The organism is Oceanobacter sp. 5_MG-2023, from assembly GCF_030548165.1.
Lineage (GTDB): Bacteria > Pseudomonadota > Gammaproteobacteria > Pseudomonadales > Oceanobacteraceae > Oceanobacter.
The window spans coordinates 120,436-145,809 of sequence record NZ_JAUORS010000008.1 but is presented as its reverse complement, the minus strand read 5'-3'; the positions used below and the strand labels follow the sequence as shown (position 1 = coordinate 145,809).

The 25,374-nt window shown below is 54.6% G+C and carries 25 protein-coding genes; 14 read left to right on the top strand and 11 right to left on the bottom strand.

Going from position 1 to position 25,374, the window contains the following annotated elements; all coding sequences use genetic code 11:
* The 6 genes from Q4551_RS07670 to pilG all read right to left on the bottom strand — a co-directional run.
* Nucleotides 1-1,865 (bottom strand): Hpt domain-containing protein (locus Q4551_RS07670; RefSeq protein WP_303432913.1); only part of this gene is annotated, 1,865 nt, incomplete at its 3' end.
* A complete protein-coding gene (locus tag Q4551_RS07665) occupies nt 1,862-2,749 on the bottom strand; it encodes a protein-glutamate O-methyltransferase CheR (RefSeq protein ID WP_303432912.1) in 888 nt (295 codons plus the stop codon). The genes Q4551_RS07670 and Q4551_RS07665, both read right to left, overlap by 4 nt.
* Before the next feature lie 25 nt (nt 2,750-2,774).
* A complete protein-coding gene (locus Q4551_RS07660) occupies nt 2,775-4,829 on the bottom strand; it encodes a methyl-accepting chemotaxis protein (RefSeq protein ID WP_303432911.1) in 2,055 nt (684 codons plus the stop codon).
* A 67-nt stretch (nt 4,830-4,896) separates the two neighbouring features.
* Nucleotides 4,897-5,421 (bottom strand): chemotaxis protein CheW, encoded by a 525-nt coding sequence (locus Q4551_RS07655; RefSeq protein WP_303432909.1) that lies wholly within the window; start codon nt 5,419-5,421, stop codon nt 4,897-4,899.
* A 2-nt stretch (nt 5,422-5,423) separates the two neighbouring features.
* On the bottom strand, nt 5,424-5,789 hold the full coding sequence (pilH, locus tag Q4551_RS07650) for a twitching motility response regulator PilH (RefSeq protein WP_303432907.1): 366 nt from the start codon (nt 5,787-5,789) through the stop codon (nt 5,424-5,426).
* Between the two features lie 33 nt (nt 5,790-5,822).
* Nucleotides 5,823-6,206, bottom strand: a complete 384-nt coding sequence (gene pilG / locus Q4551_RS07645) for a twitching motility response regulator PilG (RefSeq protein WP_303432905.1) — start codon at nt 6,204-6,206, stop codon at nt 5,823-5,825.
* Between the two features lie 191 nt (nt 6,207-6,397).
* Between pilG and gshB the strand changes: the two genes are divergently transcribed.
* The 12 genes from gshB to Q4551_RS07585 all read left to right on the top strand — a co-directional run bounded on the left by gshB (nt 6,398) and on the right by Q4551_RS07585 (nt 16,096).
* Entirely contained in the window at nt 6,398-7,345 is a 948-nt protein-coding gene (gene gshB, locus Q4551_RS07640) for a glutathione synthase (RefSeq protein ID WP_303432903.1), read from the top strand.
* Between the two features lie 127 nt (nt 7,346-7,472).
* Nucleotides 7,473-8,354, top strand: a complete 882-nt coding sequence (locus tag Q4551_RS07635) for an energy transducer TonB (protein ID WP_303432901.1) — start codon at nt 7,473-7,475, stop codon at nt 8,352-8,354.
* A complete protein-coding gene (locus Q4551_RS07630) occupies nt 8,354-8,911 on the top strand; it encodes a YqgE/AlgH family protein (RefSeq protein WP_303432899.1) in 558 nt (185 codons plus the stop codon). The genes Q4551_RS07635 and Q4551_RS07630 overlap by 1 nt, the downstream gene beginning before the upstream one ends.
* Nucleotides 8,911-9,363 (top strand): Holliday junction resolvase RuvX, encoded by a 453-nt coding sequence (gene ruvX, locus Q4551_RS07625; RefSeq protein ID WP_303432897.1) that lies wholly within the window; start codon nt 8,911-8,913, stop codon nt 9,361-9,363. Before Q4551_RS07630 ends, ruvX begins: the two co-directional genes overlap by 1 nt.
* 14 nt (nt 9,364-9,377) lie before the next feature.
* Nucleotides 9,378-9,872, top strand: coding sequence for a bifunctional pyr operon transcriptional regulator/uracil phosphoribosyltransferase PyrR (gene pyrR, locus Q4551_RS07620; RefSeq protein ID WP_303432895.1), 495 nt, complete (start codon nt 9,378-9,380; stop codon nt 9,870-9,872).
* Nucleotides 9,873-9,933: 61 nt separating this feature from the next.
* The gene (locus Q4551_RS07615) at nt 9,934-10,944 is read left to right on the top strand and encodes an aspartate carbamoyltransferase catalytic subunit (RefSeq protein WP_303432894.1); all 1,011 of its coding nucleotides are present in this window, start codon (nt 9,934-9,936) and stop codon (nt 10,942-10,944) included.
* Nucleotides 10,941-12,167, top strand: a complete 1,227-nt coding sequence (locus tag Q4551_RS07610) for a dihydroorotase (RefSeq protein ID WP_303432893.1) — start codon at nt 10,941-10,943, stop codon at nt 12,165-12,167. Before Q4551_RS07615 ends, Q4551_RS07610 begins: the two co-directional genes overlap by 4 nt.
* Before the next feature lie 252 nt (nt 12,168-12,419).
* A complete protein-coding gene (locus Q4551_RS07605; protein ID WP_303432892.1) occupies nt 12,420-12,557 on the top strand; it encodes a lipoprotein in 138 nt (45 codons plus the stop codon).
* A 1-nt stretch (nt 12,558) separates the two neighbouring features.
* Nucleotides 12,559-13,815 carry a diaminopimelate decarboxylase gene (gene lysA / locus Q4551_RS07600; RefSeq protein ID WP_303432891.1) on the top strand — a complete coding sequence of 419 codons (1,257 nt, stop codon included), beginning with the start codon at nt 12,559-12,561 and terminating at the stop codon, nt 13,813-13,815.
* Entirely contained in the window at nt 13,812-14,642 is an 831-nt protein-coding gene (dapF, locus tag Q4551_RS07595) for a diaminopimelate epimerase (RefSeq protein ID WP_303432890.1), read from the top strand. The genes lysA and dapF overlap by 4 nt, the downstream gene beginning before the upstream one ends.
* Before the next feature lie 55 nt (nt 14,643-14,697).
* On the top strand, nt 14,698-15,372 hold the full coding sequence (locus tag Q4551_RS07590) for a DUF484 family protein (RefSeq protein ID WP_303432889.1): 675 nt from the start codon (nt 14,698-14,700) through the stop codon (nt 15,370-15,372).
* Nucleotides 15,373-15,388: 16 nt separating this feature from the next.
* The gene (locus Q4551_RS07585; protein WP_303432887.1) at nt 15,389-16,096 is read left to right on the top strand and encodes an HAD family hydrolase; all 708 of its coding nucleotides are present in this window, start codon (nt 15,389-15,391) and stop codon (nt 16,094-16,096) included.
* Nucleotides 16,097-16,165: 69 nt separating this feature from the next.
* Here Q4551_RS07585 and Q4551_RS07580 read toward each other — a convergent pair whose 3' ends face one another.
* On the bottom strand, nt 16,166-16,372 hold the full coding sequence (locus Q4551_RS07580; protein WP_303432885.1) for a hypothetical protein: 207 nt from the start codon (nt 16,370-16,372) through the stop codon (nt 16,166-16,168).
* A 94-nt stretch (nt 16,373-16,466) separates the two neighbouring features.
* Nucleotides 16,467-18,539 (bottom strand): sigma-54-dependent Fis family transcriptional regulator, encoded by a 2,073-nt coding sequence (locus Q4551_RS07575; RefSeq protein WP_303432884.1) that lies wholly within the window; start codon nt 18,537-18,539, stop codon nt 16,467-16,469.
* 339 nt (nt 18,540-18,878) lie between these two features.
* Between Q4551_RS07575 and Q4551_RS07570 the strand changes: the two genes are divergently transcribed.
* Nucleotides 18,879-20,711: an NAD(P)/FAD-dependent oxidoreductase gene (locus tag Q4551_RS07570; protein WP_303432883.1), complete on the top strand. Its 1,833-nt coding sequence runs from the start codon at nt 18,879-18,881 to the stop codon at nt 20,709-20,711.
* 120 nt (nt 20,712-20,831) lie between these two features.
* On the opposite strand, the gene speA is transcribed toward Q4551_RS07570, so the two are convergent.
* A complete protein-coding gene (gene speA / locus Q4551_RS07565) occupies nt 20,832-22,730 on the bottom strand; it encodes a biosynthetic arginine decarboxylase (RefSeq protein ID WP_303432882.1) in 1,899 nt (632 codons plus the stop codon).
* A gap of 235 nt (nt 22,731-22,965) precedes the next feature.
* Between speA and speE the strand changes: the two genes are divergently transcribed.
* The gene (gene speE, locus Q4551_RS07560; protein WP_303432880.1) at nt 22,966-23,835 is read left to right on the top strand and encodes a polyamine aminopropyltransferase; all 870 of its coding nucleotides are present in this window, start codon (nt 22,966-22,968) and stop codon (nt 23,833-23,835) included.
* 116 nt (nt 23,836-23,951) lie between these two features.
* On the opposite strand, the gene Q4551_RS07555 is transcribed toward speE, so the two are convergent.
* Nucleotides 23,952-24,356 (bottom strand): cytochrome c5 family protein, encoded by a 405-nt coding sequence (locus Q4551_RS07555; RefSeq protein ID WP_303432878.1) that lies wholly within the window; start codon nt 24,354-24,356, stop codon nt 23,952-23,954.
* 228 nt (nt 24,357-24,584) lie between these two features.
* Nucleotides 24,585-25,328 carry an ABC transporter substrate-binding protein gene (locus Q4551_RS07550; RefSeq protein ID WP_303432876.1) on the bottom strand — a complete coding sequence of 248 codons (744 nt, stop codon included), beginning with the start codon at nt 25,326-25,328 and terminating at the stop codon, nt 24,585-24,587.
* Nucleotides 25,329-25,374: the final 46 nt, after the last annotated feature.

The window sequence follows — 25,374 nt, the reverse complement described above, 5'->3', positions numbered from 1 at the left end:
TCTGCTTCTTCGTCTGGCTCTGGCTCTGGCTCTGGCTCTGGCTCTGGCTCTGGCTCTGGCTCTGGCTCTGGCTCAACAGTATTGGTAGCGTCTGTCACGCTTGCCAATGGTTTTTCTGCACCAGATGCCATATCGAGGTCGGTTTCTGGATCCGTCGCATCCAGTGACGCATCACCGGTTGCGGTATCCGCTACGTCGGCACTGCGGTTTGGAGCCTGTATATCGGTAATACTTTCCAGTGATTCCCATACCCGTTGCAGGATATCGTCACCTGGGTTACGTGGGTTGTCGGTATAACGCTCAATAAAGTATTCAACACCGGACAACACATCGGCAAAGTGATCCAGGGTCGTCCAGTCTGAACGCGCTCCGGACTCAATCAGCTGTTCAATAAACGGGGCTGCGATATGCAATATTTCGGCAACCGCTGGCAGCGGCACCATACGCAGAGAGCCGGCAATCGAATGCAGCAATGCCGGAATATCGCGCAGTTCTTCGGTATTCCATTGATTGCCAACGTAAGCAATGATGGCGTCCTTGACCTGCTCCAGCACATTACGAGCTTCACGCAGAACGGCTTTCTGGGCGTCGGTCAGAGCATCGGACTCATCACCGCCAGCCAGATTGCCATCCCGGATCATTCCGGAGAGTGTTGCTTCAACAAACAGCAGCGCACCAGCGACATCGAACAGGGCGGTATTATCCAGCACCCCCTGTTGTTGCATGTTTTCCAGTACGGTCAGTTGTTCTTGTATCGCTTGTCGTGGCGCACCCAGCCCCAGCATACCCATGGTATCGCTGACCTGTTTGGCCGCGGTCAGTACCTCAGCCAACGGCTCAACCGTTGCACTGGGGTCCCGCATGGCCAGATCCAGCTTGTCCTTGATCGAGGTAATCTCTTCGGCCAGAACGGTCAGAACCTGGCCAACGGTATCCCGATCAGGGCCGGAAAGGACATCACGCTCGTGCTGGATTTCGTCTTCGGTCGGCAGGGCAGAATCGAGCTGAAAGGATTCCCGTACCGCTGCAATCGCCTCACCCTTGATGGTGGTGCGAGCAACATAGAACAGCAGGTTTTTAACCAGTTCATCAGACGCAGCCTGATTCAGTACCTGCTCACCCTGGGTAATCAGGTCTTTCAGTATCTGGTCGAGTTCGCGTAACAGTTGCTTGGCACTGGCCGGCATATGCTGCTGGCCAATCAGCCATTCGCTGAACGCCATGGCAGGCTGCCAAACCACACCGGATGGGGTATGACCCAGCGCGTTATGCAATCGGCTAAAGACTTTCAGCAGATATTCCTTGGCAACTTCCGGCTTTTTGTTTTGCAGTAGCTGCGATGTCGCGGCCTGCAACATCTGCCGGACCTTGCGGATCCACTGCTGGAAATCGTCACGGCTGAAACGTGCCAGTTGGGCAGGTGTCAATACCGCCCGACGCTGCATACGTGGACTGAACAATGCGGTTTCAGACAGCAGGCTGTCACCGCGGGCTGAGCGTAATTCGTTCAGAATAGGCAGCAGGACAACGGGCAGATCGCGCCGACCCACCTTGACGTGATCCAGATAATGAGGCAGCTGGATAATAGCCTGCATCAGGACTTCCAGCCCATCCCGTTCATTACGCAGCTGGCCATCAGCCAGTGCGGCCGCAACGGCTTCCATTTCTTCTGCCAACAGGGCGGCACCATAAAACTCCACCATCTGGAGTGTGCCATGAACCTGATGCAGGTAGCTGAAGCAGAATTTCAGTCTGCTGTTATCTGCGGGGTTTTCACCATAAGCTTCCAGTGATTGCTGAGCTTGCTGGAGTGTTTCCTGGATTTCCCCTTTCACCCATTCCAGGGCGATGTAATCCTGACTCATCGCCGTTTGCTCTCCCTGTTAGAATCATTTTGCTTACGGACAAAGGCTGTCAACTTGCCACCACGTACCGGGTCGACCAGAGGATTACTCCAGCCGACGATTTCACCAAGACCAATCACCAGAATTCCCCCTGGAACCAGCCGTTCAGCAAGGACATTGAGAATCTCCCGACGTCGCCAGCGGCGGAAATAAATCAGCACATTCTGACAGTAAATCACGTGCTGGGACTGTAGCGGAAATGCGGAAAGATTCAGTAGATTCACCTGAGTAAAGCAGCAACGCTGACGAACGCTATCAGTCACCTGCATATGACCGTCGTCAGTACGGAGACAGTATTGGTCGCGGAGGTCGTCCGCGATCCATCCAAGGGCAGACAACGGATATCTGGCAGCTCGCGCCTTGCGTAACGCAAAGGTAGAGATATCAGTCCCAGTGACTGCGTATTGATGCTCGACAGGAGACAGGTACTTATCTGCAACCATACCCAAACTGTATGCTTCCTCTCCTGATGAGCAACCGACACTCCACATTTCGAGAGTTTGACCATCGTCCAGTGCCGTCGCCATTGTCTGAATATAATTTCCAACAAATTCAAAGGCATCGGGATCCCGAAAAAAGCGGGTTTCCTGCACGGTCAAACGGTCGACCAGAGTATTCCACTCAATCGCTCCGGTCGGGCCGTTCACAACCTTACTGTAATATTCGGAGTAATTACTGCACTCTATTTCACGCATCCGGATACCCAGGCTGGTCTGCAGAAAAGTCCGTCGTTGAACCGGCATACACATTCCTGTTCGCTCTTCCAGCAGAGCTTGCCAACGACCAAACTGGTCATCGCTAAGCTCTGGCATCGTGCTGACAACAGGACGACTCTGATGATTCATAAGGAGTCTTCAACCAGGACTGTGATTACAGTACCTGTTGTTGCTCCATATCCAGGTCCGCTTCTGGCAGTTTGAAGCCCGCCACAGATTCACGCAGTTTGTTCGCCATTTCTGCCAGGTTACCAATCGATTTCGCCGTGGCGGTGGTACCCGCCGACGTTTGCGAGGTAATTTCCTGAATAACGTTCATCGTATTGGAAATATGACCCGCAGACGAAGCCTGCTGACGTGCTGCGTTGGAGATGTTCTGAATCAGTTCCGCCAGGTTTTTCGATACGTTTTCAATCTCTTCCAGTGCCACACCGGCGTCTTGTGCCAGACGGGCACCACGTACCACCTCGGAAGTCGTCGTTTCCATCGAGATTACCGCTTCGTTGGTATCGTTCTGAATCGTTTTAACCAGTGCTTCAATCTGCTTGGTTGCAGCAGCTGAACGTTCCGCCAGCCGCTGCACCTCATCCGCAACTACCGCGAAGCCCCGACCGGCGTCACCGGCCATGGATGCCTGAATAGCGGCGTTCAACGACAGAATGTTGGTTTGGTCAGCAATATCGGTAATCAGGGAGATGATGTCACCAATCTCCTGTGAGGATTCACCCAGACGTTTGATCCGTTTGGAGGTTTCCTGAATCTGCTCACGGATGTTATCCATGCCGTTGATCGTTGCCTGTACAACTTCTGCACCCTTGTTGGCGATCGCTACCGACCGCTCCGCAACCGCAGAGGATTCCGAGGCGTTAGCCGATACCTGGTCAATGGACACCGCCATTTCGTTGATCGCCGCCGATGCACCGGCAATTTCTTGCGCCTGGTGTTCGGATGCTTCCGCCAGATGCATCGCCGTGGCCTGTGTTTCCTGGGCCGCTGACGATACCTGTACCGCTGTTTCGTTAATTGCCGATACCAGTGAGCGCATCTGGTCGATGGCGTAGTTGATGGAGTCAGCAATCGCCCCGGTAAAGTCTTCCGTTACCGTTGCTGATGCCGTCAAGTCACCATCCGCAAGGTCAGCAATTTCGTCCAGCAAACGCAGAATAGCCATCTGGTTCTGTTGGTTCTGGCTTTCTGTTTCTTCCAGGTCGCGACGGGTTGACTGGTAAGACAAGTAAGCCAGTGCAACCATCAGCATCGCGGCCAGTACCGCAGCACCGTATCCCAGTGCCTGCAGTACAGTCCGCTCATCGGCTTCTGTCAGAATGGTTTCGGTCAGCTCGGATGTCTGGTTCAGCAATATACCGGAGTTGGTAAAGATGCTGTCGGATGCCTCACGCACCTGGAACAGCTCTGGGGAAGTCTCAAGAATTTCGTCTACCGAACCGGATACAAACTCGAACAGTTCGGATACTTCGGAGAGTGCCAGTATCGCCTCATCGTCGGTTACCTTGGAGATGTTCATCGCCACGTTGCCTTGCACCATGCCGTTCAGTACTCGACCGAACAACGAGGCATCCCGACCAAACGCATCGGCGGCCATTACCGCGTCTTCACCACCCGCCAATACCTTGTTAACCGAGCGCACAATACGTTCCGCCAGCCATGACTGACGCTGGGCAACTGCCACCTGATCGGCTGGAGCGCCGTTATCAAGCAGGATTTCTACAATTTCATCGTATTCCACTTGCAGCTGGGGAATCGTTTCAGACAGTGTTGCGGCAACTTCGTGCAAAGAGAGGATGATGTCCTGGGCACGTACAATCTGGTCAGCATTCTGGCTGACACTGTCCCAAACCTGTTGCACGTCGGTCATACTGGCCACTTCGGCAGGAGCCAAGCCCACTTCAGGGTTACCGTTTTTCAGGTAGTTCCAACGCACTTCAAAGTTGTCACGGGCAATCCGGAGCTGTTCAAACGCTTCCCGGTTACCGGATGCAGATTCCACGGCGTTGGTCGCCATCTGCTGCGACAGTACCCGCAACTCACCCGCATGCTCGATGTATTGCTCATCACGGTTTTGCAGGCTGTTCACATACACCGTAATACCAATAAACAGGCCAAGGGATGCGACCAGCAGCACTGCCAACACACCATTGACTCCATTCTTCAAAACCGTCGAAAAGACGTTACCAGCTTTCGAACTCATGCCCTTGTCTCCACACTTACTGCATGCATTATCCTGGCGCCCCGAATGGAGTCACCTCAGAACCCGGTCACACCGCGATCTGCATAAACTCCGGGGATTGAATCAGTTCGTCAATACGAAAAATCGACCAGATTTTCTCATTCCGGTCAAAACCATATTGGGTATATTTTGCCAGCGCCGGATCCACCTGAGTCAGTTCACTCATAGTATCCACCGGAAACTGTTGCATCCCCAACACCGCATCAACAAGCAAACCCGTCAGTACATCACCTTGTTCAATCACCAGCACTCGCCGGGAACGCCAGTTGGCTTTCCCTGTCAATCCCAACATACCGGCCAGATCCATAACCGGAACCAGGCGGCCACGCACATTGGCCACCCCCAGCACCCAGCTACGGACACCGGGTACCTTGGTCATTTTGGGAGGTTGCAAGATCTCTGCTACCTGTCCCATATCCGTTACAAACTCATGCCCCGCGAGCAAAAAACCGACCCCCCGCCAATACGTCACCGCCTCAAGTTGCTGAGGCAATTCCGAGGCGTTACGGCGGCTGCGGTCGGCAATACTGACAAGCAGGGCAAATGGGCTCATCGTTACTTGGCCATCACCGAGTTGATTTCAGACAGCAAGATGCTTTCTGACACTGGTTTGACCAGATAACCACAGGCACCCTGGCGCTTGCCCCATACCCGGTCAGTTTCCTGATCCTTGGTGGTAACAATAATGACCGGTATACCAGAGGTTTCCGCGTCTTTGGTTAGCTGTCGGGTTGCCTGAAAACCGTTTAAACCAGGCATAACAATATCCATTAGTACTACATCTGGCTTTTCCTGTTTTGCCAGTGCCACACCGTCCGCACCATTCTCTGCGGTAAGGACTTCATGACCATTTTTCTCCAGCATAGAACGAAATACTTCTGTTTCTGTTGGAGAATCATCTACTACCAGAATGCGAGCCATGCTTGGTACCCCTTAATGCTTCGCGTGCTTGTCTTATGATTTTACGTATTGCCGTATTGAACCCAGGAGCTCGTCTTTGCTGAACGGCTTCGTGAGATATTCGTCAGAACCTACGATGCGACCTTTGGCCTTGTCGAAAAGGCCGTCCTTACTAGACAGCATGATCACTGGAGTGGACTTGTATTTGGAATTGTTTTTTATCAGTGCACAAGTCTGATAACCATCCAGGCGCGGCATCATGATGTCGACAAAGATGATATTGGGGCTGGTGTCTGCGATTTTGGCGAGGGCATCAAAGCCATCGGTTGCCGTAATCACCTCACAGCCTACTTTTTTCAGCAGGGTCTCTGCCGTGCGACGAATGGTCTTGCTATCGTCAATGACCATCACTTTGATGTTTTGAAAGTTGTCGTCCATATTAGGGCCTTAACCATCCGATCGTTAATTGCTGTTTTCGGCCGCGACCGCATGCATATGACGTTACGGTGCACTTTTGTATCACACATTAATGTACCAAGCTATAAGGTTCCCATGTCAAAACTGTTTCACCGAATGGAGATCCAATTACGATAGAATCCAAATCAGACTCTTGTTTTGAGGAAAACAGAATGATCAGAAAGCTCGGGGTTGTCATGGATCCCATTAATGATATTAGTGTCAAGAAAGATACATCACTTGCCTTGCTGAATGCCGCACAGGAGCTTGGTTGTGAACTCTTTTACATGGAACAGGCCGATTTGTACATTGACGCAGGCCGTGCAATGGCACGAATGGCTCCACTTACTGTCAGCATGAACCCTGATCATTGGTTTGACCTTGGTGAATGGCAACACCAGCCGCTGTCCGATCTCGATATTATCCTAATGCGTAAAGATCCGCCTTTCGATGGCGAATTTATTTACAGCACCTATATTCTGGAATTGGCCGAACAAGCAGGTGTGCTTGTCGCCAACAAACCTCAAAGCCTGCGCGATTGTAATGAAAAAGTCTTTGCGACGCACTTTTCCGAGTTTATGAGCCCTACCCTGGTAACGCGCAGTGCCGAGCTGTTACGCCAGTTTCATCAACAACATCAGGACGTTATTTTCAAACCACTGGATGGCATGGGTGGCTCTTCGATCTTTCGCCTGAAGCATGACGACCCGAACGTCAGTGTTATCATCGAGACCCTGACCAATCATGGCCGCCAGCAAATCATGGCGCAAAAATTCATCCCGGATATTACCGAAGGTGACAAGCGGATCCTGATGATCGACGGGGAGCCGGTGCCATACTGCCTGGCACGGATTCCAGCCAAAGGAGAAACCCGTGGCAACCTGGCCGCCGGTGGTCGTGGTGAAACCCGCCCCCTGTCGGATAACGACTGGGCCATCGCCAGACACATCGGCCCTGAGCTGAAAAAGCGGGGACTGTATTTTGTTGGTCTGGATGTCATTGGTAGCTGCCTGACAGAAATCAACGTCACCAGCCCAACCTGTGTGCGTGAAATCAGTCGTGATTCAGGTATCGATATCGCCGGTCAACTGATCGCCGCATTGCTGGCAAAACTCGACTGATTCACTGAATCAGCTCGTTTTTACCACTGTTGACCCCGGCAGGTGGACAAAAGCCGGGGATCAGCGCAGACTGCGTGCCTATTACAATCCGCCCTTTCAACCGAAGCCGTTCTGCGACAGATACCTCATGCCTGCTGCCGTTGTCTCCAGTTCCGATCGTCTTTCTTTTGCCCTCTTTCTGGCATTGCTGCTGCATGCCATGATTGTGCTGGGTGTCAGCTTTCGCCCGGACGATCGCAGCAACCTGTCCAAAACCCTTGAAGTCACCCTGGCCAGCTATCGCAGTGACAAAGCGCCGGAAGAAGCAGACTTCCTCGCCCAGGAAAACCAGGAAGGCAGCGGCACCGAAGAAGAAGCCCGCATGCTGACCACCGACGTCGAAGCGCCGTTCCAAAGCAACGATATTACCCCGGCCTCGGTACAGAAGCAGGAAGTCTCGGCCCCCAAGGCCGTCGCCAACACCCCGGCCCGTATCACCACAACGGCCGCCAGCCCAAACCAGGCCGTCAGCAGTCCCGACAAACAACCGCCAGTGGAAGCCAAACCAGTACCAGAAGGGCCACCCAAAATGCTGCTGCAGCGCAGCCTGGAAATGGCCAGTCTCGAAGCCAAACTCGACAGTATGCGTCAGGCTTATGCCAAACGTCCCCGGGTCCAGCGTCTGACCGCAGCCTCCACCATGAAGGCCAGCGACGCCTATTACGTCAACACCTGGCGTAGCAAAATTGAAAAGATGGGTACTCTCAATTACCCCAAAGAAGCGGAAAACTGCTTCGACAACTGCCGTTTGCGCGTACTGGTTTCCATCAATCCCAACGGCACCATCCACAATCTTGAAGTGCTGGAGTCCTCCGGCCGCAAGGTACTGGATGACGCCGCCTTGCGGATTGTGCGTATGTCGGCTCCTTTTGCCCCTTTCACGGAAGAAATGCGCAAGAATACCGATCTCCTGGAAATCATTCGTACCTGGCAATTCAAAGGTAACCGCTATCTGTCGGAAGGATCCTGATGCAAGAACTCAACAGCCTCGACAACCAGCTTCTGATTGCCATGCCACAGCTGCAGGGTAGCGAGTTTGACAGCGCCGTTATTTACCTCTGTGAACACGACCAGGAGGGGGCCATGGGGCTGGTATTAAACAAGCCTCTGGATATCGACTTTGCTGCCGTCTGCGAACAGCTCGACATTGCCCGTCATCAAGGCATCAATACCACCATGCTCAAAGGTGGCCCTGTCGGCACCGAGCAGGGATTTATCCTCCACCAGCAACCGGGCCAGTGGCAAGCCACCGAAGCCATCAGTGAATTTGCCCACTTGACGTCGTCCAAGGATATTCTGACCGCCATTGGCTTGGGAGTGGGGCCGGAAAACTACCGCCTGACCCTGGGCTATTCCGGCTGGGGACCAGGCCAACTGGATGAGGAAATTCTCGGCAACAGCTGGCTGACCGTCGACGCCGATGCCGAACTGCTGTTTGATACCCCTCCCGAAGCGCTTTACCAGACCGCACTGCAGCGCCTCGGCATTCGCAGCACAGCATTGACTGATCAGGTAGGTCACGCCTGATGAGTCATATTCCTGCTCGAGTCATGCAAGTCATGGCGTTTGATTTTGGCACCAAACGTATTGGTGTCGCCATTGGCCATCGCCTGACCGGCAGCAGTACGGCTTTAAACCCGGTCAAGGCCAACGATGGCGTCCCCAACTGGGATACACTCGCAGCCTTGGTCAGTGAGTGGCAACCCGATGCCTTTGTCGTTGGTCTGCCGCTGAACATGGATGGCAGCCCTAGCGAGATGAGCACCCGGGCCGCCAAATTTGCCCGACGTCTGGAAGGACGTTTGCACAAACCTTCGTTTACCCATGACGAGCGCCTGACCAGCTACGAAGCCAAGGGCATTGTCATTGCCGATAGCGGTGAACGAGACTTCGGCCGCCACTCAGTGGATGGGCTGGCCGCACAATTGATTCTTGAAAGCTGGATGGGCGAGCACCCTCGCCCTGACGACGAGCAGTAACAGGGAGAAGCCCCATGCAATTACCGGATATTCAGCTCGCTTGCAGCACTCTGGCCACTCGCCTGGACAGCCACTTGCAGCAACACAAGATAAACCAGCCATTATTTATTGGCATCCGCACCGGTGGCGTCTGGATTGCGGAGCGCCTGCATCAGCAACTGCAGCCATCAGAGCCACTCTACAGCCTGGATATCAGCTTTTATCGGGATGATTTCACTCACCACGGTTTACATCCCGAAGTCAAAGGCTCGGAATTACCCGATACCATCGAAGACCGCCACGTTATTCTGATCGACGACGTTATCATGAGTGGCCGCACTGTACGGGCTGCCATCAACGAGCTGTTTGACTACGGCCGTCCGGCCAGCATTACCCTGGTTGCCCTGTTTGATATCGGTCGGCGCGAGTTGCCTATTCAGCCCGATGTGTACGCAGCCCGTTTGACACTTGAAGAAGGTCAGCTGATCAAGCTCAGCGGCCCGGAGCCATTGGCCATCAGCCTGCTCTGACACCAGTATTCGGGGTGCCTCGGCACCCTATCGGTTTGGTTACAACACACATGGTTCTCCTATGACAACTGATCCCAGCCAGCTTCAGCTCACCGCCGACGGCAGGCTAAAACACTTCCTCACCACCGAAGGCCTCAGCCGGGCATTACTGACTGAAATCCTCGACACCGCCGACTCCTTTATCAGCACCCAGGAACGGGCCGTCAAAAAGGTCCCGCTGCTGCGCGGCAAAACCGTGGTCAACCTGTTTTTTGAAAACAGTACCCGCACCCGTTCGACCTTCGAACTGGCGGCAACCCGGCTGTCTGCTGATATTCTCAATCTCGACATCCAGCGTTCCGCGACCGCCAAGGGCGAAACCTTGATGGATACGCTCTGGAACCTGGAAGCCATGTACAGCGACATGTTTGTGGTGCGTCATGCCGATTCCGGTGCCGCCCATTTTATCGCTGAACAGGTAACCCCCAACGTTGCCATCATCAATGCCGGGGACGGCCGCCACGCGCACCCGACCCAGGCCATGCTCGACATGCTGACCATCCGTCGTCACAAGCATCAGATTGCCGGTCAGATTGTTGCCATTGTTGGCGACATATTGCATTCCCGCGTTGCCCGCTCCCAGATCCATGCCTTGCTGGCTCTGGGTGCAGCGGAAGTTCGTGTGGTCGGCCCCGCCACCTTGCTACCCAAAGACATCGAGTCCCTGGGGGCCAAAGCGTATTACGACCTTAATCTGGCGCTGCGGGATTGCGACGTAGTGATCATGCTGCGGCTGCAAAAAGAGCGTATGCAAAATGCCTTGTTGCCCAGCGAGGGGGAGTTTTTCAAGCTTTACGGCCTGACTACGGAAAAACTGGCACTGGCCAAACCCGATGCCATCGTTATGCACCCCGGCCCCATCAACCGTGGTGTCGAGATTGAATCTGCGGTTGCCGACGGCCCTCAATCCGTCATTCTCAACCAGGTCAGCTACGGTATCGCCGTACGCATGGCGGTGATGGCCATGGCCATGAGCGGCCAACAAGCCAGCCAGCAAGCGGCCCAGCAACCAGTTGAAGGGGATACCGAATGAAATACCTGCATATTCGTGATGCCCGTGTCATTGCACCGGCACAACAACTCGATGACGTCTGTGATTTGTATCTGGCCGAGGGGCAACTCCGGGCTATTGGCGAAAAACCGGCCGGTGGCACGATCGAATCCACCCTCGATGCCCAAGGCAACTGGTTAGTACCCGGTTTTATCGACCTCAGCAGCTATCTCAATGAGCCGGGTTATACCCAGCGCGGCACCATTGCCAGCGAAACCCGTGCTGCCGCTGCCGCCGGATTCAGCCATGTCTGCGCCCAGCCACTTACCCGTCCGGTAGCCGACAGCCCGGCGGTGATCCAGCTGATGCAGGACAAAGCCAGCAGCGCCGGATATTCGCGGTTATTGCCACTGGGAGCACTCACTCAGGGGCTGGAGGGCGAACAACTGGCCAATATGGTCAGCTTGCGTAACGCCGGTTGTATCGCCCTGAGCAACGCCCGTCAGCCAATCAAGGACAGCTACGTCTTGCGGCGATTAATGGAATACGCCGCCACCTATGACATTTTGCTGTTTTTGTCCGCTGATGATGCCGCACTGTCCAATGGCGGTGTGATGCACGAAGGCCCGACCGCCACACGACTGGGTCTGGCCGGCATTCCGGAAACCGCCGAAACCATCGCGCTGGCGCAAATCCTGCTGTTGATCGAACAAACCGGCGTTCGCGCTCATATCAGTCAGATCAGCTGCGCCCGCAGTGTCAGTATGCTGCGGGAAGCTCGCCAGCGTGGGTTACAGGTCAGCGCCGACGTCGCCATCGCCAATCTCTGTTACACCGACGCCCAGGTCAACGGCTACGACAGCCGCTACCACCTGCTGCCGTCGTTACGCAGTGAAGCAGACCGGCAGGCACTGCTGGCGGCGGTCAACGCTGGCGAACTGGCGATTTGCTCCAACCATCAACCGCACGAAATTGTCGCGAAAAAAGCCCCATTTGCCGAATCCGCCGCCGGCATGGCGCTGTACGCTCCGTTTATTGGCTTACTGCTGCAGCGGGTTAACGATGGCGAACTGACACTCAATGCCGCCTTGTCGGCACTGAGTACTCTCCCGGCGGCAACCCTCGGTTTACACTCCGGGTTTGCAGAAGGCCAACGCTTTAATGCCAGCCTGATCAACCCGGAACAAACCGATGCGTACGGTCGCAGCGGGCAAGTGATCGCTACCTTTGTGGATGGCTTCAAGGTCTACCAACAACCATCCTGAGTTCTCTCTCTGGCACTGATCACACAGTGCCTGCGCTCCGGTTTCAGCCTCTGTATTCCGATACCGGGGCTGAAATCTACCCGTCTATGTAAAGTCAGTGCGAATAGATCTCAGCAGTCAAGACAGCCTGCACAGGCAGTGTATAATGCCTGCAAATTCGAGATACAGAACCCGCGTGCCAGTGCATCGCTCTCTGAGTCATCAGAGCAGATCCAGACACTGGCTACGCCCGTAAGCAGATAGCCATTACCCATGATAAATCTGAGTTACCGCCTGCCATCGTTACCGCTTCTGACCGCCATGTTACTGGCCGTATTGGCGCTCAGCGGTTGTGGTCAGAAAGGCCCTCTGTATCTGCCCGACCAACCTGATACGGAAACGACTCCCTAATATGTCAGCCTTTACTTACCTGCAGGGCAGCCTGCACGCCGAACTTGTCGACCTCGCCGGTCTTGCCGAACAGTACGGCACGCCCTTGTACGTCTATTCCCGTCAGGCTCTGGAACAGCAGTACCAGGCCTACGATGATGCGCTGGGTGAATGGCCACATCAGGTCTGTTTTGCGGTCAAAGCCAACTCCAACATCGCCGTACTGAATGTACTGGCACGACTGGGAGCCGGTTTTGATATTGTCAGCCTGGGTGAACTGGAACGGGCACTGGCCGCCGGTGGCGACCCTGCCCGGATGGTGTTTTCCGGGGTTGGCAAACAAGCCGTCGAAATGCGCCGGGCACTGGCGGTCGGCGTTGGCTGCTTCAATCTTGAATCAGAGGACGAGCTCGAACGCCTGAATGACGTTGCTACTGACATGGGTCTGGTCGCCAAGGTTTCGGTCCGTGTCAATCCGGACGTTGACGCACAGACACACCCTTATATCTCGACGGGGCTGAAAGACAACAAATTCGGCATCGACATTGAACGCGCTCCGGCCGTGTATCAACGCGCCACCAGCCTGCCCGGCATTCAGGTCGTTGGTGTCGACTGTCATATTGGCAGCCAGCTGACCTCAATTGATCCATTTATGGATGCCATCGACCGCCTGCTGGCGCTGATTGATGAGCTGGCCGACCTGGGTATCACCATCCAGCATCTCGATCTGGGCGGCGGTTTGGGCGTTTGTTACCGCGACGAACAACCTGCCAGCCCGGCCACCTATGTGGCCGCCGTCAAAGAGCGCCTGGCCGGACGTCCACTGAAACTGATTTTTGAGCCGGGCCGTTCCATTTGCGCCAATGCCGGTGTTTTCCTGACCCGGGTTGAATACCTCAAACTCAATGAGCACAAGAATTTTGCCATCATTGACGGGGCAATGAACGACCTGATCCGACCGTCCTTGTACTCCGCTTGGCAAGACATCAAGCCTGTTGCAGAAACCAGCAGCGCCATCGAACGCCGTTATGATCTGGTTGGCCCGGTTTGTGAAACCGGTGACTTTCTGGGCAAAGACCGCGATCTGGCCCTGCAACAAGGCGATCTGTTGGCAGTGATGTCTGCGGGAGCCTATGGCTTTGTCATGGCCTCCAACTACAACAGCCGTGGCCGCCCGGCAGAGATCATGGTCGATGACGAGCAGGCGTATCTGATTCGCCGCCGCGAGACCATCGAACAGCTGTTCGAAGATGAGAATCTGCTGCCGGTGGATTCATGAGAGTCAAATTCAGCAAGATGCACGGCCTCGGTAACGACTTTGTGGTAATCGATCTGGTGACTCAAACCGGCCGAATCCGCCCCGAGCGAGTCCGGGAACTGTCCGATCGCCACTTTGGTATTGGCTTCGATCAGTTACTGGTGGTCGAACGCCCCAGTCGGCCCGATGTCGACTTCCGCTATCGCATCTACAATGCCGATGGCAGTGAAGTCGAGAATTGCGGCAATGGTGCCCGCTGCTTTGCCCGTTTTGTTAACGAGCAAATGCTCACCGGCAAACAGGATATTCGGGTCGAAACCGCCAACGGTATTATCGAGCTACATCTGACCAACGAGGGTCAGGTGATGGTGGATATGGGCCCGGCGATTCTGACACCGGCCGACATTCCGATGATCGCTGAACAGTTCATGCCCGAATATCAACGCCATGTTGCCGGTATTGGTGACGTGCGCTTCGGTGCCGTGTCCATGGGTAATCCCCATGCCGTGATCCGGGTCAACGACCTCGATAACGCTCCGGTACAGCAGTGGGGACCGATCATTGAATCCTGCGAATACTTCCCCAACCGGGTCAATGTCGGCTTTATGCAGGTCATCAATAGCCACGCCATTCGCTTGCGGGTATTCGAGCGAGGAAGTGGTGAAACTCTGGCCTGTGGCACCGGTGCTTGCGCAGCGGTGGTATCCGGGCAGTTACGTGGCTGGCTCGAACCGGGCGTGACGGTATCGTTACCGGGTGGCGAGCTGACGATTGACTGGGATGGTAAATCCAGCGTCCGCATGACCGGGCCAGCCGTGACGGTTTATGATGGTCGGGTTAATCTCTGATTCCCCCAACCATTGACGCTGAACAACGCTTCTGACAGAACAAGGTAAGGACCGCATGAGCCAGCAACCCCGACTCACCGACGCCGATGTCGCACAGTACCTGGAAGATCATCCCGAATTTTTTGTCGGCAAGGATGAGCTGTTATCCCATTTGCGTATTCCTCATGAAGCTCACGGAGCGACCAGCCTGATCGAGCGTCAGGTCCAGGTGCATCGGGATCGTAATATCGAGCTGCGCCAGCGCATGTCTGACCTGCTCGAAAATGCCCGCCGGAACGACCAGCTGTTCGAAAAAACCCGGCGGCTGGTGCTGGCCCTGATCGAAGCCAACAGCTGGCTGGCGCTCCATACCGCACTGGATGACTCATTGCGTAATGATTTTGGCGTCAACGCCTGGGCCATGCTGCACTTTACCGAGCGACAGCTGGAGCGACCACTGATCGCGGTGCGTAATCAGGAACATCAGCGTAATATCCAGCGGCTGTTCAAAGGCCATCGCGCCATTTGTGGCCAGCTGCCCAAGGCCGATATGGCCGCCTTGTTACGGCTCGATACCACCGATATGGAATCCATCGCTGCCGCCCAGATTCGGGGCCAGGACAACCATGGCCTGCTGGTACTGGCCAGTCAGGATGGTAATTACTACCGTACTTCCATGGATACCCTGTTTCTGGATTATCTCTGTGACGTACTGGCCTTGCGCTTACAGCAAACGCCGGTTAACCGTTAAACAATAAGGCAATGCTTTGGCTCTGAAACTGATCACCCTCGATCTCGACGATACCCTCTGGCACACCACCCCGGTGATGCAACGCGCCGAGCAAGCCTGCTATGACTGGATATGCGCCCACTGCCCCGGGTTTGCCGACCTTTACAGCCGGGACGGCCTGCGCCAGTACAAATCAGAATTGGCCGAATGCTACCCGTCATTGCAGCATCAGATATCCAGGCTACGCTTCGAAACCCTGCGCCGGGCAGCCTTGCAAACCGGCTGTGACAGCAGCACGGCCCATGATCTTGCCAGTGCCGCCTTTGAGGTGTTCTCCCAGGAGCGCAGCACGCTGGAATTGTTTGCCGGTGCCGAAACCATGTTGCAACAATTGTCGGCACGTTGGCCCTTGATCGCCGCCACCAATGGCAACGCTGATCTTGAGCGTGTGGGTATTCATCATTATTTCAGCGCTCACCTGAACGCCGAAACCGTTGGAGCAGCCAAACCACAGGGAGATATTTTCCTGGCGGCCCTGGCTCACGCCGGTGTCGAAGCGCACGAATGCTTACATATTGGCGATCATCCGCATCACGATATCGACGCAGCCCGAACGGTGGGTTTACATACGTTGTGGGTCAATCTGGACAACCGTATCTGGCCGGATACCTTTAGCCCGCCGACCCTGCAAGTCCGCACGCTGTCTGAAGTCGTTGAGCTGATTCAGCGCTGGCAGCAGCCATAACAACCAACAACAACGCCACAGACAAACCCGGGCAACATACGGCTCGGCCGCCAACCCGGGAGCCATCTCTCAGATTGGACGACGGCCGTAACTGGTTTGCGGCTTGCGCGGCGGGTCTGCCATCATCCGGTCTTCTACCTTCTGAATTTGGCCGCCGCCAGACAAAAAGGCTTCGACATCACTGGCCAGCGCTTGCTGGCGTTGCTTGTGTGCAGCATCACTCTGCTTGAGTTCGCTACCGTCATCTGCCGGTCTTTCAAAATGATCATCAGACATTTGAATCCCCTCTTGTTAACTGCTCCCCATTGCATATAGACCACTCGGGCAACCTTAGCGCGGTACGATACAATTATTTACACGCCATGGCTCTCTAAACCAAACGGTTCTGCGGTTTCCCTCCAGCGTGCCCTGATACAATGCAAGTCTGGCGCTGGATGCTGTATTTGCGAATACGACGGTACAAGGTTGGTCTGGACACCTTCATCACCCGGGCCACGGCACTGAGATTCCAGTCATGCTGATCCAGTAACCCCACCAATGCCTGTCCTTCTGCATTCAGTGATGGATGGCTCGCCGATTCAGAACGGGACACCGCAGCCGAAGGTACTGCACCGGTTGTCATCATCGATCTGCTCAGCACATGACTGGTCTCCCGCGCACCAGCGACAGAAGCAGATTGATCACTGTGAAGAAGCTCCGGCAGATCCGCCAGCGTAATAACATCATCACAGCTATTGGCTTCTGCAAAGGCCAGTACGTTGACAAGCTCACGAACATTGCCAGGCCAGGCGTAGGCTAACAAAGCGCTGATCACATCCGCCCGCAAGCGCAATTCCGGCCGTTGTAATTTTTGTTTCAGTTCTGCCAGTAAAGCACGTATCAAAAATTCCCTGTCAGCCCGTTGCCGCAGTGGTGGCAGAGGCAGCGTCGCGCCATTCAAGCGATAATATAAATCGGCCCGGAATTCGTTACGTTCTATCATGGCCTGAATATTATGATGAGTTGCGGCGATGATACGACAATCAACAAAAACCGCCTCATCGGCCCCCAACGGCGTGACTTCGCCTTCGGCCAGCACGCGCAACAAGCGAGTTTGTAACTGCAAGGGCATATCGCCGATTTCATCCAGAAACAAGGTGCCGCCATCGGCTTGCTGCACCAGCCCTTTGGCACCCTTGCTGCGTCCGCCGGTAAAGGCTCCTGCGCGGTAGCCAAACAGTTCACTTTCAATCAAAGATTCCGGTATGGCGGCACAATTCAGCGCGACAAAGGGCTTGTTGCGGCGGTGGCTGCTGGCGTGAATCGCATTGGCCAGCATATCTTTACCCGTTCCGGTTTCTCCCAGAATCAACAAATTGACATCACGCTGACGCAAACGCTTAGCCTGTTCGAGGGTTTTACGCATGGCCGCATCATCACCGGCCAGACAGTCCAACTCCGGCACCCTCTCAAGTGGCCGACTGACATCCACGGGTGCCGGGCCAGTTGCCACCGAGATGCAGGGACGCTTGGGTTCTATCAAGGTGCCGAACACCGTTTGTCCACTCGAGGCCAGATGGAAGGCTTGTACGCCATCGCCACGAGTCTGGTTAATGGCCAGAATATCGTCCCAGTCACTGTCCATCAGCTCCGGCAAACCCACAGGATTATCGGCCAGCAATAAACGTCCGGCGGTATTGGCTGCGATAATTTCACCTGTGTCATCCAGCGCAAACAACACCCGACCATTAAGAGCAACAAACTCCCGTGAGTCGTCACAACGAAACACCAGATGACGACGATAACGGCGCAGAAAGTAAGCATCTTCAATCATATGTGCGTACAGCTGGGTCAAATGCAAGGCAAACATCTGGCTGTCCCGCGCTGCCGGAGAATTCAGCGCAGAGATATCCAGCACCGCAATCAACTCACCGGAAGGGCCAAAGATCGGGGCAGCAGTACAGGTCAGGCCAATATGGGCACCGTCAAAATGATCCCCCCTATGGCAAGTCAGCGCTGCCTGCTCCTGAATACAGGTACCCACCGCGCAGGTACCGGCATAACTTTCATCCCAGTCAGCACCCAGATACAACCCCGCCCGCCGCAAGTGGTCATCAAGATGGCGCTCACCATGAAACTGAACCGTTACGCCACGGTGATCGGTCAATAGCAAGACATAGCCCATCCCGTGAATACTGGCGTAAAGCTGGTTAACCCCGGCACGCGCAACGGCCAGCAGTTCATCAGCCGCCTCTTGATGCTCCTTCAGGATAGACCGAGTCACAATCCGGGCAGACTGTTGACGTCCGGGCTGCAACCCATATTGCTGCAAACAGCGTTGCCAAGAGCGGCCGATCATATCGGCGTCAGCAGACTCTGGTGGCCGCCGGGCGAATTCAGTAATCGCTTGGGTATGAGCACGGGCGCAGATCGCATCGGTTGAGCAGGTCATATGTTCAGGCACCTATATCCATCCTTGCCGCCTGGCGGCCAATACTTATTGTTATCAGGTCAATCAGTCTAAAGAGACTATGTAGTGGCTGTCACAGGCCCATTCGTTCCACTTTCGTTCAGCGTTACAACTGTAATGTGACCACTGCAGCTGTATCGTTTTCGGCGTTACAGCTGTTTCACAGCTTGCCTCCAGTACCGCTACAGATATTCCGATTAAAAATAAATCTTATTATTTATCAGTAAGTTATAAGAACAAATAACAATGCACTCAATCTGGCACAGCAGCTGCTATAACCCATCAGAGGCTCAGCGCCCAAATAAAAACAACAAGAGAAAGCAGGAGTTATCCATGACCCGGAATTCCACAGCCACACCGGCGGCAACGTCACCACAGTCCCCCGCATCCATTGAGGCACAAACCTGGCTCGATCACTTCAATCAGGCGTTACAGAACCGTAATACCGCAGCGGCTACGTCCCTGTTTGAACCGCAAGGGTTCTGGCGCGATCTGGTCGCCTTCACCTGGAATATCAAAACCCTGGAAGGCCGGGACGCCATACAGGCGATGCTGACCGAAACACTCGCTCAGGTGCAGCCATCCAATTGGCGGCTGGAAGAAGAAGCCACCGACAACAACGGTGTGATTGAAGCCTGGATCTGTTTCGACACGGCTGTCGCTCACGGACGAGGCCATCTGCGCCTACGTCAGGGGCAAGCCTGGACGCTACTGACCACCATGGTGGAGCTGAAAGATTTTCCGGAAAAACGTAATGCCCAACGCCCTCGAGGAGCGGAACATGGTATTCAGCGTAACCGTCAAACCTGGCAGGAAAAGCGCCAGCAGGAAGAAGCCGAACTGGGCTACGAAAAGCAGCCTTATTGCCTGATTATTGGTGGCGGCCAGGGAGGAATCGGTCTTGGTGCGCGGCTGCGCCAGCTGGAAGTACCAACCCTGATCATCGACAAGCTGGAAAAACCCGGCGATGCCTGGCGTCGACGCTACAAGTCCTTATGCTTGCATGATCCGGTCTGGTACGACCATATGCCGTACCTGCCCTTCCCTGATCACTGGCCCGTCTTTGCACCGAAAGACAAAATCGGTGACTGGCTGGAGATGTACACCAAGGTGATGGAATTGAATTACTGGGGTTCGACCGAATGCACTTCAGCCCACTATGACGAACAGGCCGAAGAGTGGGTAGTACAGGTCAATCGTCAGGGTGAAGCATTGACCTTGCGCCCCAAACAGCTGGTGCTGGCAACCGGAATGTCGGGTATCCCGAATATTCCCAGGATTCCAGGGCAAGACAGTTTCGAAGGTGAACAGCATCACTCCAGCCAGCACCCAGGTGGCGAAGCCTATGCCGGTAAACGTGTTGTGGTACTGGGAGCTAACAACTCCGCCCACGATATCTGTGCCGCGCTGTGGGAACACGGTGCCGACGTTACCATGATCCAGCGTTCTTCCACTCATATCATCAAATCCGATACCCTGATGGACAAGGTACTGGGAGGCTTGTATTCCGAAGAAGCGGTACAAAACGGTATGACGACCTACAAGGCCGATCTGACCTTTGCCTCAATTCCTTTCAAGGTGATGCCGGAATTCCATATTCCCATCTACAAAGAAGTGGCCGAGCAGGATGCCGAGTTTTATCAAAGCCTGGAGAAAGCCGGATTTATGCTTGATTTTGGCGATGATGGCTCCGGTCTGTTTATGAAATACCTGCGCCGGGCATCGGGCTACTATATTGACGTGGGGGCATCCGAGTTGATAGCCAACGGCGATATCAAGCTGAAAAGCCGCACCACCATCGAACAGATATTACCCCACTCGGTGATACTGACCGACGGCACGGAGCTACCTGCCGACCTGATTGTCTACGCCACCGGCTATGGCTCGATGAACGGCTGGGCCGCCCGGATTATTTCCCAGGAAGTCGCCGACAAGGTGGGCAAATGCTGGGGCATGGGATCGCAAACCACCAAGGACCCAGGACCATGGGAAGGGGAATTGCGCAATATGTGGAAACCCACTCACCAGCAGGCGCTGTGGTTCCACGGCGGTAACCTGCATCAGTCGCGTCATTACTCGCAATATCTGTCCCTGCAAATCAAGGCTCGCATGGAAGGGATTGCAACCCCTGTCTATGGCATGGAAGCTGTCAATCACTTGTCCTGAGTGATGACTCCGGACTGAAGGCCGGTCAGCGGTCACACGACGGTTGACCGGTTTTGCTCCGTTCCGTACATCAAACCCCGCATCAGCGGGGCTTGCTGGCTTGAATATTCAGGCCAGCGCTTATAACTGCAAGTAGGTGTACGCCTGCATGGATTCCGCCAGTTCACGCTGGAACATCGCTTTGTCGCTGTCATCCAGTGCGCTCTGTTCTACCTGACTGAGCAGGCGGTGGCGAATATCATCTTCATTAAAATTGACGTAACCCAACACCTTGGCAATATGATCGCCCCACACCGGATTGTGCAGCTGTGGCTGGCCTTCGGCATCCAGCACAACATCCACCGAGTCGGTATCCCCGAACAGGTTGTGCAAATCGCCGAGAATCTCCTGATAAGCCCCCACCATAAAAAACGCCAGCATATCGCCGCGATTGATCGATGGCAGCGGCAAGCTGGTGCCCAGACCGTCATTTTCAACATAATTATCAATACGGCCATCCGAATCACAGGTGATGTCTTGCAACACGCCGCGATACGCCATCGGCTGATCCAGCCCCGTCACCGGCAGGATAGGGAAAATCTGGTTGATACCCCAGATATCCGGCAAAGACTGGAACAGCGAAAAATTCACAAATACCTTGTCGGCCAGTTTCTCTTGCAGTTCGTCCAGCAGAGGCCGATGAGCACGATTGCCGGGGTTCAGCTTTTCCACCAGCAACTGGCAGGTACGGGCGTACAGGGTTTCAACACTGGCTCGCTGTGCCAGTGACAACAGCCCAAGACTGAACGAGGCATGGGCTTCCGCCACCCAGTGCTGGATATCGTGAAACAACTCCACCAGACCGCTACTGCGAGATGCCAGCAAGGTGTCATACGCCCGATACAGACCTTTGAGGCACACAGGGTCGCTGTCTTGCATTGGCTCCAGCTCGCCATCAAGGGGCCGCTCATGGTCAATGATTTCGGTTAATAACACTGCGTGGTGAGCGGTCATGGCACGACCGGATTCCGTCAGAATATGAGGTTCCGGGGCACCAATTTCGGCGCAGATCTCCTTCATGGCTTCCACGACTTTGCGGGCATATTCCTGCATGCTGTAGTTCATTGAGCAATAACTGCGCGAGCGTGTGCCTTCGTAATCCACGCCCAGGCCGCCCCCGACATCCAGCCACTGCACCGGAACCCCCAGCGTCACCAGCTCGGCAAAGATACGGCTGCACTCGCGCAAACCGGTATGAATATCGTGGATATTGGCCAGCTGCGAGCCCAGGTGGAAATGCAATAACTGCAGCGTCTCCAGCTGCCCTTGCTGACGCAGCAGCTCCACCACTTGCAGAATCTGCAGGGCCGACAGGCCAAACTTGGATTTTTCACCGCCGGTATTCTGCCAGTTGCCCTTGCCGATGGTGGCCAGCCGTGCCCGCACCCCCAGCCGAGGCTGGACGCCAACCCGCTCCGCTTCGCGCAGAATCATGGGTAATTCTGACAGTTTTTCGATCACCAGAAACACATGATGGCCCATTTTCTCTGCCATCAGCGCCAGCCGCACAAAATGCGCATCCTTGTAGCCGTTACACACAATCGTCGCCTTGATATCACGGGTTTGCGCCAGTACCGCAATCAGCTCCGGCTTGCTGCCGGCTTCCAGCCCGATCCGTTCAATGCCCGCCAGGCGCTGACCGGCAACAATTTGCGCCACCACCGGTTGCTGCTGGTTGACCTTGATGGGGTAAACCGGCGTAAACCCGCCCTGATAATCACATGCCTGGCGTGCCTGCTCAAAAGCCTGCACCAGACTGCCCACCCGGTGATGCAGAATACCGGGGAAGCGCAGCAAGACCGGCAAACGCAGGCCTTCCTGACGCACCAGTGCCGATAACCCTTCGAGGTCGATACCTGCAGACGGGGATGCATCCGGGTGAATACTCAGGTTGCCCAGATCATTGATACGGGCATAACCCTCACTCCAGTAAGGCAGGTTATAGACATCACTGGCGGAGGCAGGTTGGGCGGTGGTCATGGGCTATCCTGAATGCTGATTCACTTGGCGCGAATCCGTGGTTAAGGTATCTTGCTGCGCCAAAGAATGGTCGCGGTAACGGCAGCTGTTATCGGCTCGCAGTATCCGCAACGACCGGCGTTAGACCAATTCACGGATCAACGCACAGATCGCTGTCGGGGCGAGCGCGGACGGCATATCCGTCGTGCTGCCAGCCGCCGATTTTAAAGAACATCGATTCATTTGAGTATCCAATATGACACACTCACTGGCAGACGGCTGGTTTACCGAAGTATTTGATCAACAAGGCTCTGCCTTTTCCCTGAAAGTGAAGGGCAAAATCGACAGCGTTCAAAGCGAATTCCAGCGCATTGATATCTACGACACGGAAACCTTCGGCAAGCTGATGGTGATTGATGGCTGCACCATGGTCTCTACCCGTGAGAACTTTGTGTACCACGAAATGATGTCGCATATAGCGCTGTTCGCTCACCCGGCCCCCAAAAACGTTGCCATTATTGGTGGTGGCGACTGTGGCACCCTGCGCGAAGTGCTGAAACACCCCGGCGTTGAGCAGGTCTGGCAAATTGATATCGATGAGCTTGTGACCCGCATGTCGGAGCAACACTTCCCGGAACTGTGTGAATCCAACGCCGACCCACGGGCCAATATTTTATTTGCCGATGGCATTCAGTGGATCAAGGATCGCGCACCGGAATCCCTGGATGTGATTATTATCGACAGCACCGACCCTGTTGGCCCGGCAGAAGGACTGTTTGCCATCGATTTTTACAAGGACTGCTTCACGGCGCTGGCGCCACTGGGCATTGTGGTACAACAGTCGGAATCACCGCTGTACCACAGTGACTCCATCATCAAGAAAATCCATGTTGATATGGCCGCCGCCGGTGCTACCAGCAGCCACACCGTGCAGTTTCCGCAAGTGATTTACCCATCCGGTTGGTGGAGCTGTACTCTGGCCAGCAAGGGGGGAGATACCACCAGCTTCCGTATCGAAGACGCCGCAGCCAAACCGTTCCGCACGGAGTACTATAATGCCGAAATCCATGCGGCCGGTATGGCCATGCCTGAGTTTATGCGTCGGGCGCTGAATATCGCCGACTGATGCCTGACCCAGCCCGGACGAGCAACACAGCAACACCGGGCCGGGACAAATCATAGGCACAAAAAAAGCCGCGATAACGCGGCTTTTTTTTGTGCCTGTGGCAAAGTAACCGAAGATTACTCGTGACCAGACATAAACTTGATAGCCGCCAGCAGCTCATCTTCCGAGCAATCCAGGCAGTTACCTTTTGGTGGCATGGCATTGAGGCCGTTGACCGCATTGCTCAACGTGGCTTCAAAGCCTTTATCCAAACGAGTGTTCCAGGCAGCAGTATCGCCTTTCTTTGGAGCACCCAGAATACCGCTACCATGGCAGGCAATACAGGCAGCACCATAAATGTCTTCGCCAGAGCGAGGACCGGATGCAACCACAACAGCACCACCACACTCTGCACCCACACAAACGTCACCCACCGGGGCGATACGTTCGCGAATGTTTTCTTCATTAGTAGCTGTCGCAGCGAATGCTTGCGAAACCAATAAGGTGGCAGCAACCAGAATCAGCGCTTTCAGATGTTTCACAACGGTCCCCTTTTTAAGCTAATACGGCTTATCAGAATTAGAATCGCGCGAATTATAGCGAGTTTTGCGAGCTCATTGGAATCAAACAGCATGACTGAACGCAAGGGACGATGGTATTAGGCTGCTTCAGTGTTGACGAAATCCGCATTTTCACTGCCATAATGGCCCTTTTCATGGCGATAATTGCCTATTGAAAGGTGGTATCCAATACATGAAAAAAACAGCAGACTACTTTAAATAACGATCCAGAATCGTCTGATAACGGCCACTCTGACGCAATTGCTGCAACCCGACGTTAAATTTATCCCGCAAGGCCGGATTGCGAAAGCCAACCCGATAGTGGACAGGATCCAACACATCAAACACATCCACCTTGAGTCCGGTATTCACCCGGGTTGTCTGATTTCGATAAAAATCAAAAATATGTTGATCAATAACAATCATCTCAGTACGTCCAGAGAACAACATTTCTATCTGGCGATTTTGCCGTATGGTTTCACTGTATTGAGGGTTACGAAGACTCATGCGCCCGTATTCCGGCCCCAAGAGCTGCTGGGCGGTCTGAAACCCCAGCACACGATAATCGGCCATATTGGCAACGTGATCCAGCTTGATCCCGGCGGATGCCAGCGCCACAGCCACGTTGTGATAAGTAATGTATTCATCTGAAAAGAAGATGCTTTTATCCGCTGGTTCATCGGTCTTGGGCAAGGTCATCGCCGCCGCCACATTTCCCTGATGCAACAGACTGCGCACCCGGATATAAGGTACATACACTGGCTCGATGTCATACCCTTGCAACGCCAGCGCTTCGCGAACAATCTCCAGCTCTGCCCCTGAGTCTTCTTCAGTAATAATATAGGGCGACATGGAAATGCCCACCGCAACCCGGATGGATTCCGCCATCACAGGACAGGCCAGGATCAACAGCAACCATGCTGTCAGAGGGAATCGCACAAGGCTATTTGTCATTAGAAAGTCAACCATGCCATAAAATAAACCAAAGTCCTGATCAAAC